13 protein-coding genes and 1 tRNA gene are annotated in these 13,482 nt (G+C 74.0%); 13 read left to right on the top strand and 1 reads right to left on the bottom strand.

Annotated elements, in window-relative coordinates; genetic code table 11:
* The first annotated feature begins 48 nt into the window (after nucleotides 1–48).
* The 6 genes from obgE to SM793_RS27225 all read left to right on the top strand — a co-directional run bounded on the left by obgE (nucleotide 49) and on the right by SM793_RS27225 (nucleotide 7,019).
* Complete coding sequence (obgE, locus tag SM793_RS27250) at nucleotides 49–1,527, top strand: GTPase ObgE (protein ID WP_320440934.1); 1,479 nt, start codon at nucleotides 49–51, stop codon at nucleotides 1,525–1,527.
* Nucleotides 1,528–1,826: 299 nt separating this feature from the next.
* Complete coding sequence (proB, locus tag SM793_RS27245) at nucleotides 1,827–2,963, top strand: glutamate 5-kinase (RefSeq protein ID WP_320440933.1); 1,137 nt, start codon at nucleotides 1,827–1,829, stop codon at nucleotides 2,961–2,963.
* A 141-nt stretch (nucleotides 2,964–3,104) separates the two neighbouring features.
* On the top strand, nucleotides 3,105–3,626 hold the full coding sequence (locus SM793_RS27240; RefSeq protein WP_320440932.1) for a hypothetical protein: 522 nt from the start codon (nucleotides 3,105–3,107) through the stop codon (nucleotides 3,624–3,626).
* Nucleotides 3,627–3,817: 191 nt separating this feature from the next.
* Entirely contained in the window at nucleotides 3,818–5,140 is a 1,323-nt protein-coding gene (locus SM793_RS27235) for a glutamate-5-semialdehyde dehydrogenase (protein ID WP_320440931.1), read from the top strand.
* A 101-nt stretch (nucleotides 5,141–5,241) separates the two neighbouring features.
* Nucleotides 5,242–5,829 carry a hypothetical protein gene (locus SM793_RS27230; protein WP_320440930.1) on the top strand — a complete coding sequence of 196 codons (588 nt, stop codon included), beginning with the start codon at nucleotides 5,242–5,244 and terminating at the stop codon, nucleotides 5,827–5,829.
* A 125-nt stretch (nucleotides 5,830–5,954) separates the two neighbouring features.
* Nucleotides 5,955–7,019: a hypothetical protein gene (locus SM793_RS27225; RefSeq protein ID WP_320440929.1), complete on the top strand. Its 1,065-nt coding sequence runs from the start codon at nucleotides 5,955–5,957 to the stop codon at nucleotides 7,017–7,019.
* A 175-nt stretch (nucleotides 7,020–7,194) separates the two neighbouring features.
* On the opposite strand, the gene SM793_RS27220 is transcribed toward SM793_RS27225, so the two are convergent.
* Entirely contained in the window at nucleotides 7,195–8,319 is a 1,125-nt protein-coding gene (locus SM793_RS27220) for a M48 family metallopeptidase (RefSeq protein ID WP_320440928.1), read from the bottom strand.
* A 320-nt stretch (nucleotides 8,320–8,639) separates the two neighbouring features.
* Between SM793_RS27220 and SM793_RS27215 the strand changes: the two genes are divergently transcribed.
* The 7 genes from SM793_RS27215 to SM793_RS27185 all read left to right on the top strand — a co-directional run bounded on the left by SM793_RS27215 (nucleotide 8,640) and on the right by SM793_RS27185 (nucleotide 13,455).
* Entirely contained in the window at nucleotides 8,640–8,786 is a 147-nt protein-coding gene (locus SM793_RS27215; protein WP_320440927.1) for a hypothetical protein, read from the top strand.
* Between the two features lie 163 nt (nucleotides 8,787–8,949).
* On the top strand, nucleotides 8,950–9,108 hold the full coding sequence (locus SM793_RS27210; RefSeq protein WP_167349791.1) for a hypothetical protein: 159 nt from the start codon (nucleotides 8,950–8,952) through the stop codon (nucleotides 9,106–9,108).
* A 97-nt stretch (nucleotides 9,109–9,205) separates the two neighbouring features.
* Complete coding sequence (gene nadD, locus SM793_RS27205; protein WP_320440926.1) at nucleotides 9,206–9,838, top strand: nicotinate-nucleotide adenylyltransferase; 633 nt, start codon at nucleotides 9,206–9,208, stop codon at nucleotides 9,836–9,838.
* Nucleotides 9,839–9,856: 18 nt separating this feature from the next.
* Complete coding sequence (locus SM793_RS27200; protein ID WP_320440925.1) at nucleotides 9,857–11,836, top strand: LytR C-terminal domain-containing protein; 1,980 nt, start codon at nucleotides 9,857–9,859, stop codon at nucleotides 11,834–11,836.
* Nucleotides 11,837–12,033: 197 nt separating this feature from the next.
* A complete protein-coding gene (rsfS, locus tag SM793_RS27195) occupies nucleotides 12,034–12,504 on the top strand; it encodes a ribosome silencing factor (protein WP_320440924.1) in 471 nt (156 codons plus the stop codon).
* Complete coding sequence (locus SM793_RS27190) at nucleotides 12,501–13,148, top strand: histidine phosphatase family protein (RefSeq protein WP_320440968.1); 648 nt, start codon at nucleotides 12,501–12,503, stop codon at nucleotides 13,146–13,148. Before rsfS ends, SM793_RS27190 begins: the two co-directional genes overlap by 4 nt.
* Before the next feature lie 234 nt (nucleotides 13,149–13,382).
* Nucleotides 13,383–13,455: transfer RNA gene (locus SM793_RS27185), tRNA-Ala, on the top strand.
* Nucleotides 13,456–13,482: the final 27 nt, after the last annotated feature.

The following is a 13,482-nucleotide window of genomic DNA, read 5'->3' as shown; positions in this document are numbered from 1 at the left end:
CATGCTTTACAGGTAGAACACTGACTTCTTCGCACTGGAGGCACACCCATGACCACCTTCGTGGACCGCGTCGAACTTCATGTCGCCGCGGGCAACGGGGGCCACGGCTGCGCCTCCGTGCACCGCGAGAAGTTCAAGCCGCTCGGCGGCCCGGACGGCGGTAACGGCGGGGACGGCGGCAGTGTCGTCCTCACCGTCGACGCGCAGGTCACCACCCTGCTCGAATACCACCACTCGCCCAAGCGCAAGGCCACCAACGGCAAGCCCGGCGCCGGCGCCCACCGCACCGGTGCCCTCGGCCAGGACCTCGTCCTCTTCGTGCCGGACGGCACCGTCGTCCTGGACCGGGAGGGCAACGTACTCGCCGACCTGGTCGGCCACGGCACCAGCTTCGTCGCCGCCCAGGGCGGCCGGGGCGGCCTCGGCAACGCCGCGCTCTCCTCCGCCCGCCGCAAGGCGCCCGGCTTCGCGCTGCTCGGCGAGCCCGGCGAGGCCCGTGACATCGTCATGGAGCTCAAGTCCGTCGCCGACGTGGCCCTGGTCGGCTACCCGAGCGCCGGCAAGTCCTCGCTGATCTCCGTGCTCTCCGCCGCGAAGCCGAAGATCGCCGACTACCCGTTCACCACCCTGATCCCCAACCTCGGCGTGGTCACCGCAGGCGACACCGTCTACACCATCGCCGACGTCCCCGGGCTCATCCCCGGCGCCAGCCAGGGCCGCGGCCTCGGCCTGGAGTTCCTGCGCCACGTGGAGCGCTGCTCCGTCCTCGTCCACGTGCTGGACTGCGCCACCCTGGAGCCCGGCCGCGACCCGCTGACCGACCTGGAGACCATCGAGGCCGAGCTCGCCGAGTACGGCGGCCTCGATGACCGCCCGCGGCTGGTCGCCCTCAACAAGATCGACGTGCCGGACGGCCAGGACATCGCCGACCTGACCCGCGCCTCCTTGGAGGAGCGCGGCTACCGGGTCTTCGAGGTGTCGGCCGCCTCCCGCAAGGGCCTGCGCGAGTTCAGCTTCGCGATGGCGCAGATCGTCGGCGAGGCCCGCGCGGCCAAGCCGCTGGAGGAGTCCACCCGGATCGTGCTGCGGCCCACGGCCGTCGACGACGAGGGCTTCACCATCACCGAGGAGGACGGCACCTTCCGCATCCGCGGCGTCAAGCCGGAGCGCTGGGTCCGCCAGACCGACTTCTCCAACGACGAGGCCGTCGGCTACCTCGCCGACCGGCTGGCCCGCCTCGGCGTCGAGGACAAGCTGTGGAAGGTCGGCGCCCACGAGGGTGACACCGTCATCATCGGCCCGGACGAGAACGCCGTCGTCTTCGACTGGGAGCCGACCATGGCCGCCGGCGCCGAGATGCTCGGCCGTCGCGGCGAGGACCACCGCCTGGAGACCCAGCGCCCGGCCGTCGACCGCCGTCGCGAGAAGCAGAAGGGCCGGGACTCCGCCGAGGCCGAGTACCTCGCCTTCGAGGCGCTCTCCAGCGGCCGTCAGGACTCCATCGAGGGCGACGACGAGGAGCACTGAGTCCCCGTCCCGACCCGCCGCGAGCCCCTGCCGCCCCGTCAACGGGCGGCGGGGGCTCGCGTGTTGTCCGGCTGTTCCCGCCGCGCGCGGCGAAGGTGCCTCCCGGCCCGGGGCCGGGGAGCCGCGCGCCGTCCGGCGGCTGGAACGCGGTGCGGGCGGCCCGGCCCGATCGCGTAGATTGCGGGGGATACGGCCGGGCCGGGCTGGGCCCGCCGCCAGCGCACCACACCCGCCAGCGCACCACACCCGCCAGCGCACCACACCCGCCAGCGCACCACACCGGAAGGGCGAGACCCGAGATGAGCGAGGACGAACTGCGGGCGGAGGTGCTGACCGCCCGGCGCATCGTCGTCAAGGTCGGCTCCTCCTCACTCACCACCGCCGCCGGCGGCATCGACGCCGACCGGGTGGACGCCCTCGTCGACGCACTCGCCAAGGTCCGCAACCGCCCGGACGCCCCCGAGGTGGTGCTCGTCTCCTCCGGCGCCATCGCCGCCGGCCTCGCCCCGCTCGGCCTGGAGCGGCGGCCCAAGGACCTCGCCCGCCAGCAGGCCGCCGCCAGCGTCGGCCAGGGGCTGCTGATCGCCCGCTACACCGCCTCCTTCGCCCGCTACGGGCTGCGCGTCGGCCAGGTCCTGCTCACCGCCGAGGACGCCAGCCGGCGCGCCCACTACCGCAACGCCTACCGCACCCTGGACCAGCTGCTGGCGATGGGCGCGATGCCGGTCGTCAACGAGAACGACACCGTAGCCACCGCCGAAATCAAGTTCGGCGACAACGACCGGCTGGCCGCGCTCGTCGCCCACCTCGTCCGCGCCGACCTGCTCGTGCTGCTCTCCGACGTCGACGGCCTCTACGACGGCGACCCCAGCCGCCCCGGCAGCAGCCGGATCGCCCGGGTCGCCGGCCCGCACGACCTCGACGGCGTCGAGATCGGCAGCGCCGGCAAGGCGGGCGTCGGCACCGGCGGCATGGTCACCAAGGTCGAGGCCGCCCGGATCGCCACCGGCGCCGGCATCCCGGTCGTCCTCACCGCGGCCAGCCACGCCGCCGACGCGCTCGCCGGCCGCCCCACCGGCACCCTGTTCCTGCGCACCGGCAGCCGCTCCTCCGACCGGATGCTCTGGCTCGCCCACGCCAGCAGCCCGCGCGGCACCCTGCACCTCGACGCCGGGGCCGTCGAGGCCGTGGTCTCCGGCGGCGCCTCACTGCTGCCCGCCGGGGTCACCAGGGTCGACGGCGAGTTCGCCGCGGGCGATCCGGTGGACCTTCTTGCCGAAAACGGCCACATCGTGGCGCGCGGACTGGTCAACTTTGATGCGAGGGAGTTGCCCCGCCTGCTCGGCCGGTCCACCCGGGACCTGGCCCAGGAGTTCGGCGCCGCCTACGAGCGGGAGGTCGTCCACCGCGACGACCTGGTCGTCCTGCGCGGCTGACCCGCCGTCGGACCGCCGGGGAAAGGGGTGGCTCCGCGCGGGGAGCACGCCCGGCCACGGGCGAGGAGGGGCGCGGTCGGATCCGCGTCGGCCGGGGCCGGCGGGCACGACGACACGACATCGCCGAACAGGAGGCCGCCGGTGGAACGCAGGCGCGAGGCAGCGCTGACCGGAGGAACCGCGGGCCGACGGCTGACCAGCATCGACGGCGGCGGGGACGAGGGCCCCGGCGGACCGGCCGGTCCGCCGGAGGGTCCCGGCACGGTGCGCCGGCTCCCGACGGAGCGGAGCACCTCGGCCGAACCGCCCGCCGCGCCCGACCAGGCCAGGCTCTGGCACGTGGTGCTCAGCGTGGCCGGGCCGGTCACCCCGCTGACCGAGCTGCGGGCCGGGCTGGAGCGGCTGGCGCACGACCACTCGTTCTTCCTGACCGCCCGCTACGCCGCCGACCACGCCGAGATCCGCTACTGGGAGCAGGCCCGGGACCTGCACGACGCGGCGGCGATCGCGTTGCGGCTGTGGGGCGAGCACAAGGCGACGGCCAAGCTGCCGCCGTGGGAGATCGTCGGTCTCGAGGTGGTCGACCGGGCGACGTACCACAAGCGGGTCGCCGAGGGCTTCGCCGGCCCGCCCCCGCAGCTGGGCGGCGTCCACCCCTACTGAGGGCCGGGCTGCCCGGTCGGGCTGCCGGTCGGGTTGTCGGCCGGTTGGTCGGCCGGTCGGCCGGTCGGCCGGTCGGTGCTCGGCGCCCCGGCGGCGAGGCCGGGGCCGGGGAGCGGCAGGGGCCCGGAAACGTCGTCTCACCGGGCGAAACGGGGCGGGGGAGCGGCGACGGCCTCCACTACCCTGGGCGCATGAGCAGCGCCCCCGCCTCCGCCGACAGCCCCGTCCTCGCCGTAGCGCGCCGAGCCAGGGAGGCCGCCGCCGCGCTCGCCCCGCTGCCGCGCGCCGCGAAGGACGCCGCGCTGCGGGCGATCGCCGACGCCCTGGTCGCCCGCGCCGCCGAGATCACCGCCGCCAACGCCGAGGACGTCGACCGGGCCCGCGCGGCCGGCACCCCCGAGTCGGTGGTCGACCGGCTCACCCTCACCGAGGAGCGGATCGCCGCCATCGCCTCCGACGTCCGCGACGTGGCCGGCCTGCCCGACCCGGTCGGCGAGGTCGTCCGCGGCTACACCCTGCCGAACGGCCTGGACGTCCGTCAGGTCCGGGTGCCGCTCGGCGTGGTCGGCATCATCTACGAGGCCCGGCCCAACGTCACCGCCGACGCCGCCGCGCTCTGCCTGAAGTCCGGCAACGCCGTGCTGCTGCGCGGCTCGGCCTCCGCCTACCGCTCCAACACCGCCCTGGTCGCCGTGCTGCGCGACGCCGTCGCCGGGGCCGGGCTGCCGGCCGACGCGATCCAGCTCGTCCCCGGCGAGAGCCGGGAGTCCGTGCGGGAGCTGATGCGCGCCCGCGGCCTGGTCGACGTGCTCATCCCGCGCGGCGGCGCCTCGCTGATCCGCACCGTCGTCGAGGGCTCCACCGTCCCCGTCATCGAGACCGGCACCGGCAACTGCCACGTCTACGTGGACGCCGAGGCCGACCTCGCGATGGCCGTCGGCATCCTGCTCAACTCCAAGGCCCAGCGGGTCAGCGTCTGCAACGCCGCCGAGACCCTGCTCGTCCACCAGGACATCGCCGATGCCTTCCTGCCGCTCGCGCTCGCCGCGCTCGCCGCGGCCGGGGTCACCGTGCACGGCGACGAGGCGGTGCTCAAGGCCGCGGACGGCACCGGCGCCACCGTGCTGCCCGCCACCGACGAGGACTGGGAGGCCGAGTACCTGTCGTACGACATCGCGGCCGCCGTCGTCCCCTCGCTGGACGCCGCCGTCGCGCACATCCGCCGCTGGACCTCCGGCCACACCGAGGCCATCGTCACCACCTCGCAGACCGCCGCCCGCCGCTTCACCAAGCTCGTCGACTCGACCACGGTCGCCGTCAACGCCTCGACCCGGTTCACCGACGGCAGTGAGTTCGGCTTCGGCGCCGAGATCGGCATCTCCACCCAGAAGCTGCACGCCCGGGGCCCGATGGGCCTGCCCGAGCTGACCAGCACCAAGTACATCGTCACTGGTGACGGCCACGTCCGGGGCGAGGCGACGCAGACCGTGGGCGGCGCCGCCGAGGCCGGCTGAACCGCCCCCGCCCGGGGCCCGGCGACCCCGCCGTCACACGGGCGACGGACCAACTGGCCCGAGCCCCAGACAAATCGCCCGCCCGGTAATACGCTGAATCCGTGGCTGACGATGTGGGGGGCTTGCCGTACCCCGACGGTGCCGACCACGGTGGTGCGGACGACGAGTTCGCCACCGTGGTCTTCGACGAGGCGTTCGTCCGGTCCGCCGCCGTGCACGAGCCGACGGCCAAGGAGCGGCAGCTCGCCGCCGCCGAGGCCCGGCTCGAGCCGGACGCGGCCGTACCCGGCTGGGGCTTCGAACCCCCGGCCGTCGACGGACTGCCACTGGAGCTGCGCCCGTACCCGAGCCGGCTCGACGACGACCACCTCTATCCCGATCCGTGGTCCGGCCCCGGCCGGGCCACCGGACGGCGTTCGCGGCGCTGGCGCCCGGGCGGATTCGACCCGATCGGCGCCGGCCGCGGCCGGTACGTCGCCCAGCAGCGCTGGCACCGGCCGGTGGCCTGGGTGCTCGCCGTGATCATGGGCGTGAGCCTGGTCGCGGTGGCGGTCGCGGCGATCTACCAGGGCGTGGGCGGGGCCGGCGGTACCCCCCGGCGGCCCGAGTCCGGCAGCAGCAGTGCCGGGGTCGACCCGGTGCCGCCGCCGGCCGAGCCGTCGCTGGTGGTCACCGGCCCGGCGGGCTGAGCCACTGCCCGGCGGGCAGGTCGGTCCGGCGCGCCCCGGGGCGGCTGCCACCGGTCACGGAGAGCTTCCGGTGATCTGCCGCAGGACCCTCGTGGCGGGGCCGGGATGCGCCTTACCCTGGTGTCATGGGTGACCCGCGCGAGCCTCCTGAGGGTGCGCCCGACGGTGGTTCCGAGAACGAGGACGAGTACCGGTCCGTCGTGTTCGACGAATCGTTCGTCCGGGCTGCCCGGATCCAGGAGCTGTCCGCGCGCGAGCGGCTCTCCGGCTCCTTCGCCCGCGCCACCCGGCCCAAGGTCCGGCTGGGGCCGCTGGGCAGCGTGCCCCGGCAGGCGCTGGCCCTGCTGCTGGTGATCCTGCTGGCGTTCGGCGCCGCCGTGTACTTCGGCGTCACCTCGCCGACCCGGCCCACCGCCCGCCCCCAGGGCACCCAGCTGACCGTGAGCCTGGTGGCGCTGAGCCCGGCCTCGTCGGTCCGTCCGGTGGCCGACCCGGCGAACCCGTTCGTGGCCCTGCCTCCGGGTTACAGCGACGGCGCGGTCGGGCTGGGGACGCCCGCCGGGGCGGCCAGCGGCCACTTCTCCCGGATCGAGGTGACCAAGGCCCTCGACACCGTGCAGCGCTATCTGGTGGCCTCCTCGCTGTCGCCCGCCGTGCTGGTGCAGGGGGCGACCGCGGAGGTGCGGTCCTTCGTCACACCCGGTGAGCAGGCCCAGTTCGACGCGAGCCTGCTCCAGCCGACCGACGACCGGCACCACGCGCTGACCGGCTGGCTGGTCCGCTTCGACCCGGCGCAGGTCGCGCTGGCCGCCGACACCGTGAAGGTGGCCGGGGCGATGCGGATCGACGAGGCGGACAGCGGCACTCTGCGGATCACCACCGACCACACCTTCGTCTACGCGCTGAAGGCCGCCGGTGCGCCCGCCGGTGCGCCGGTCACCCTGGAGACCGTGCGGCGGCAGCTGACCTTCGAGTTCGACCGGGTCGACCTGGCGGCGGCGCAGCTGCGGTTGGTCGACTCGGTGCTGCAGGCGGGGCCGGCGCCGTGCGACGGCTCGCTGGCCGGGGTGGTGCAGCCGGTGCTGGCCGGGACGGATCCCGCCGCGCCGCCCAGTGGGCCGTCGGCGGTGGATCCGGGCAACCATGCCCGGCCGGCCTGGCAGGTGTGCGGGGTGCTGGCGGGCGGCTGAGTCCCTCGGCGGGGTCTGGCCAGCGGGGTCTGGCAGGCAGGATCTGGTCGGCAGGGTCTGGCCGGAGGGGTCTGGTCGGCAGGGTCTGGCCGGTGGGCGCGGCCCGGAACGGGGGCGGCCCCCGGTCGGGGTGACCGGGGGCCGCCGGAGGCTCGCCGCGGGGGCGGGGCCGGGCTCAGTTCGTGCCGGACCCGCCGTTGCTGCTGCCGCTTCCGTCGGTGCTGCCGGTGCCGTTGGTGTTGCCGTTGCCGTTGCCGTTGCCGTTGCCGTTGCCGTTGGCGCGGGCTCCGGTGAAGGTGTCGCGGAGCTTGCCGCCGACCGTCACCGCGCCGCCCGCGACATCGCGGATCAGGCCCATCAGCGGATCCTTGCTCTCCTTCACCGAGGTCGTGTAGTGGTCGGCCGCCGCCCGCCACTGGTCGCCGACCGAGGTGTTCGGGTCGTCGGTGCGGCGCGGGTAGGCGCCGGCCAGGATGGAGCGGTAGTCCTCGCTCTCGGCCCACTTCTTCAGCTGGGCGACCCGGACCACCGCGAACGGGTGGCTCTGCGGCAGCACCTGCAGCAGCTTGAGCACGCCGTCGCGCAGGTCGCCGGCCTTCTCGTACTCCTCGGCCTGCTCCAGGAAGGCGTCGACGTTCATCTCGGCCAGGTTGTGGCCGCCGGCCAGCTTCATCAGCGCCCGCATCGAGGCCTGGAGGTCCTGCCCGGCGAGCAGGCCGGCCCGGTCGCTGGAGAGCTCGGCCTTGCGGAACCACTCCTTGAGCGCGGTGACGATCGCCATGATCGCCAGACTGCCGAGCGGCACCCAGGCGATCCGGGCGGCGATGTTGGTGAGGATCATCAGCATCGTCCGGTAGACCGCGTGGCCGGACATGGCGTGACCGACCTCGTGGCCGATCACCGAGCGGAGCTCCTCCTCGTCCAGCAGCTCGACCAGGCCGCTGGTGACCACGATGACCGGCGTGTCGATGCCGATGCAGAACGCGTTGACCGTCGGGTCCTGACTGACGTAGAGGTCCGGCACCTTGTCGAGGTCGAGCACGTAGGCGGCGTCGCGCACCATGCTGTAGAGCTCGGGGAACTGCCGCTCGGAGGTCTTCACGGCGGTGGCCAGGAACATCAGCCGGATCGAGCGCTCGGAGACCAGGCCGGCGAGCTTCTTCAGCACGTCGTCGAAGCCGGTGAGCTTGCGCAGCGCGACGAGCGCGGAACGGTCCGCCGGGTGCTCCCAGGCCCGGGTGGAGATCTCCGGAAAGCGCTGACGGCGCCGGCTCGGGGTCTTCGCGATCGGGTCGGTCATGGTGTGAGTACCTCCTGTCGACGGTGGCCCCGGCACCCGGCCGGCCCCCGCTGGTCCTTCGCCTGTAACGACTGTCTGTCCAACGTCCGTGGTTGCGTACTCGTCCCCGCGGCCACCCTACGTGCCGCCGGGCGCCCGTTCGGGGCCGGCTCCGGCCCTCCGGGAGCGGGTCCCGGCCCGTCCGGGCGGCCGTCGGTGCGGCGCGGACGGTGTCCGCAGGGGCGGTGGGCGGCCCCGGCGTGAGGGCGGTTTACCCTGAATGCCCGGGGAAAGCCGGGCCACCTCCGGCCGCGGCACCGAGCAGTCCGAGGAGCCCGCCGATGTCCACCGCCGCCCTTGTCAGCCTGGCCGCCCCGATCTCCGGCGAGAACGGCCCCGGGATCTTCCTGCGGATCATCCTGATCGCCTCCTTCGTCGGTGTCGGCCTGCTCGCCTGGATCCTGCTGCGGGCCGGCCGCAACAGCTGACCGGGCCCGCGGCGGGGCGTGCCCGGCCGAGTGCTCACGGCGGTTCAGACGTGGTGGGCCGCCGAGCGGTTGCCTTGCAACCCCCCGTACGATGACGGGTGGGCCCTCACCGGCCCGCACGACACCCCTGTCCGTCATCCGAGCCGAGAAGGTCCCGCCGACCATGAGCACTGCCGCCGCACTCCCTGTCCTGAACCTTCTCGCCAACGAGAGCGAGGGGGGCAACCACGACAGCCTCAACCCGTACCTGACGGGTGGCGCCGCGTTCTTCGTCCTTCTGCTGCTGCTCTTCGTGACCACCCGCTTCAACCGGGACCGCTGACCCGGCCGACGGTGGCCCGGGGTGCGCAACCGCCCCCGGGACGCCCGGCACCCGGCCGTTCCCGCACCGTAACGGGCGTCGCGTAAGGTGTGGCGCCATGGGAGAGCAGACCGGGAGTCCCGGTGTACCGGCGCCGGTGAAGCGTCGTCTCGGCGTCATGGGTGGCACCTTCGACCCGATCCACCACGGGCACCTGGTCGCGGCCAGTGAGGTCGCCAGCGCGTTCCACCTGGACGAGGTGATCTTCGTCCCGACCGGGCAGCCCTGGCAGAAGACCGACCGCGAGGTCAGCCAGGCCGAGGACCGCTACCTGATGACGGTCATCGCGACCGCGGAGAACCCGCAGTTCTCGGTCAGCCGGATCGACATCGACCGCGAGGGACCGACCTACACCGTCGACACCCTGCGCGACCTGCGGGCGCTGCACCCGGACGCCGACCTCTTCTTCATCACCGGCGCCGACGCGCTCGCCCAGATCCTCTCCTGGCGCGACTCCGAGGAACTCTTCTCGCTCGCCCACTTCATCGGCTGCACCCGGCCGGGGCACACTCTGACGGACGCCGGGCTTCCGGTGGGCGGGGTCTCCCTGGTGGAGGTCCCGGCGCTGGCCATCTCCTCCACGGACTGCCGGGACCGGGTCGCCAAGGGCGAGCCGGTCTGGTACCTCGTCCCGGACGGCGTGGTCCGCTACATCGACAAGCGGGCGCTCTACGCGCCGCACCGGACCTGATCCCGGAGGGGCCGACGGATGAGCGAGCGCAGGGGACCGCAGGGGCAGCAGCCCGGGCAGCCGGACGACTGGCAGACCGGGCAGTACCAGCCGTACCAGCAGCAGGGCGGCTACGAGCAGCAGCAGTACGACCAGTACGAGCAGCCCGGGATCTATGACCCGTCGGGGCAGCACGGCCCTTCGGGTCAGTACGAACAGCACGAGCAGCACCAGCAGCAGCATCAGTACGACCAGTACGGGCAGCCGGCGCCGTCCGTGCCCTACGAGCAGGGCCAGTACGGCTACCAGGACCAGTACCAGCAGCAGGGCTACCAGCAGGGCTACGAACCGGGCTACGAGCAGGGTTACCAGCAGCCGCAGCAGCCGCAGCAGCCGCGGGAGCAGCCCGGCCAGTACGGGCAGCAGCCGGCCCAGGGGTACCAGCAGCAGGGCGGCTACGGCTACCAGGACCAGTACCAGCAGCAGGGGTACCAGCCCCAGCCGTACGAGCAGCCGCAGGCGCCCGCCCAGTCCCCGTCACTGGCACAGCCGCAGGCCCAGCCCCCGGCGCAGGCGTACGCGACCGCTCCGATGCCGGCCGTCGCCGAGCCGGAGCCGGCCGCGACCACGCCCGCCGCCCCGGCGGCCCCGCGGGCCCGGGTGCCGCGTCCCGCCGCCGGGCCGCCCGCCCCGGCCCGCCCCGAACCGCCGTCCGAGCAGGTCGGCGGCTCCCGCCAGACCCGGTCCAGGACCGCCGGCGGCGCCGAGGACGACTACGCCACCGGCGAGTTCACCTTCGTCGACGAGGAGGAGGCGGAGTCCGAGGACGTCATCGACTGGCTCAAGTTCGCCGAGTCCCGCAGCGAGGTGCGCGCCGAGCGCCGCCGCAGGCTCCGCAACCGGCTGGTCGGCCTCGTCGCGGTGGCCGCGGTCGCCGGTGCCGGCGCAGGAGGCTACCTCTGGTTCACCCGCGACAAGGGCGACGCCGCCACGGCCGCCGCCGGGCCGCGCCAGGTCAACGTCGTCCACCTGCGCGACCTCCAGGGCAAGGTCTCCAGCGCGCTGCTGGTCAACGACAGCGCCGGCAAGAAGGGCACCGTGCTGCTCCTGCCGGACACCCTGCGGCTGCCCGGCCCCGGCGACCCGCCGGTCACCACCGTCGGCCAGGCGATGGACTCCCTCGGCGCCTCCGGCACCCGGGACGGCCTGACCACCGTGCTCGGCGCCCCCGTCGCCGGCACCTGGCGGCTCGACACCCCCTACCTGGAACTGCTGGTCACCCAGCTCGGCGGCGTCCGGGTGGACACCGACGCCGAGGTCCACGAGGGCGGCCGGCCCGACGGCAAGGTGCTCGCCGCCGCCGGCAAGAACACCCTGCTCGGCGGGAAGGCCGCGGTCGGCTACGCCACCCTGCAGAACGCCGGCGAGAGCCGGGACGCCCAACTCGCCCGCTTCGGCCAGGTGATGGACGCGGTGGTGCGCACGATGCCGGTCGTGTTCAAGGACGCCAAGGACGATGTGCACCGGATGAACGCGGTGCTCGACCCCTCCCTGCCCGAGGACGCGCTCGCCGGAGTGCTCGCCCAGCTCGCCCAGCAGTCGAAGAGCGGGCAGTTCGGCACCGCCGCGCTGACCGTCAAGCCGGACGGCTCGCTGGACGAGGCCACCGCCGGCAAGCAGGTCAAGGACGTGCTCGGCGGCACCGTGAAGTCCGCGACCAGCGCCGACGCGCCCGCCCGGGTCTCCGTCCAGGACGCCTCCGGCAACGACCAGGCGGCGGCAGCCGCCCAGGTCCAGGTGGTCAACGCGGGCCTCACCTTCGTCCCCGGCGGGGCCAAGGCCGCGCCGCAGGCCGCCAGTGAGATCCGCTACACCGACGACGCCCGGCAGGCCGCCGCGAAGTCCCTCGCGACCAGCCTCAACCTGCCGGAGACGGCGGTGAAGAAGGTCGCCGACGCCCAGAACGCCGACCTGGTCGTGGTGGTCGGTAAGGACTACGCGCCGCCCAAGGCCCCGTAGCCCCGGCCGCCCGACGGGGCGCCCCGCGTCCGCGCGGCCCGCGCCCCGTCGGCCCTCGGCCCGGCGGTCAGTCGGCCCCTCGGCCCGGCGGTCCCGGAAAACGGTTCCGGGGCCGCCGGGGCGGCGTGAGATCCTGGAAGGCGATCCCCGCGCCCCGTGCGCCGGGCGACCCCAAGCAGCCGAGCCGGAAGTACATCGTGACCGTCACTGAGCACAGCCAGGAACTCATCAACGTCGCCGCCCAGGCGGCGGCCGACAAGCTGGCCCACAACATCGTCGCGTTCGACGTCAGCGAGGTGCTGTCGATCACCGACGCCTTCCTGATCGCCTCCGCGAGCAACGACCGCCAGGTCCGTGCCATCGCCGAGGAGATCGAGGACCAGCTGCGCGAGAAGCTGGACATCAAGCCGGTGCGCCGCGAGGGCGAGCGCGAGGGCCGCTGGGTCCTGCTCGACTACCTCGACATCGTCGTGCACGTCCAGCACTCGGAGGAGCGCTCCTTCTACTCGCTGGACCGCCTCTGGAAGGACTGCCCGGAGCTGCCGCTGCCGGAGGACGCCATCGCCTCCCGCAACCGCCCCGAGGCCCACGCCGACGCGGCCGGCAACGCCCAGGCACCGGTCGAGCAGGCCCCGGCGGACGACTTCGGCGCCGAGGACTACAGCTGAGCCGGGAGGCGCGGGGTCCGCGCATCGTCTTCTGGCGACACGGCCAGACCTCCTGGAACCTCGAGTCGCGCTTCCAGGGCACCACGGACATCGAGCTGACCGAGGAGGGCGTGCTGCAGGCGCAGCGGGCCGCCCGGTTGCTCTCCGGCCTGCGGCCGGACCTGCTGGTCTCCTCCGACCTCTCGCGGGCCCGCCGTACCGCCGACGAGCTGGCCAAGGTGACCGGCCTGGACGTGCAGCACCACGAGGGCCTGCGCGAGACCTATGCCGGTACCTGGCAGGGGCTGACCAACGCGGAGATCCGCGAGCGCTTCCCGGGGGAGTTCGCGGCCTGGTCGCAGGGCGAACCCGTCCGGCGCGGCGGCGGCGAACTCGCGACCGAGGTCGCGGACCGCGCGGTGCCGGTGGTGCTCGACGCGGTCGGCAAGCTGCCCGAGAACGGCACGCTGGTGGTGGTCAGCCACGGCGGGACCATCCGCACCGTGCTGGGGCGGATGCTCGGCCTGGAGCCGGAGCTGTGGGAGTGCTTCGGCGGGCTGTCGAACTGCTGCTGGTCCGTGCTGGGCCTCGGCGCGCGGGGCTGGCGGCTGCTGGAGCACAACGCCGGCACCCTGCCGCAGCCGGTTATCGGCGACGACACCTGAGCGGTCCGGACACCGTCCGGACGGTGTCCGGGTGGTGCCCGGGCGCGGTCCGGACGGTGTCCGGGCGATGTCCGTGACGTGCCGCGGCGGTGTCCGCGGCGGTGTCCGTGGTGAGGGTGTGGAGCGGGGCCGGGAAGGGCGGATTTCGCAGTTCCGGGTCCGACCGGTTAGAGTTTTCCTCGTTCGCACGGAGGGAACGCGGCCCGGAAGGGAAGCGGGAAATCCGGACGACGAGGGGCTGTAGCTCAGTTGGTAGAGCGCTTGCATGGCATGCAAGAGGTCCGGGGTTCAATTCCCCGTAGCTCCACTCCGCACCCGGAGTGCCCTCAGGAGT

Origin of the sequence: Kitasatospora purpeofusca (assembly GCF_034043715.1) — a bacterium.
GTDB classification, from domain to species: domain Bacteria; phylum Actinomycetota; class Actinomycetes; order Streptomycetales; family Streptomycetaceae; genus Kitasatospora; species Kitasatospora purpeofusca_A.
The sequence above is the reverse complement of the archived record's forward strand: the minus strand, read 5'-3'. Positions and strand labels throughout refer to the sequence as shown.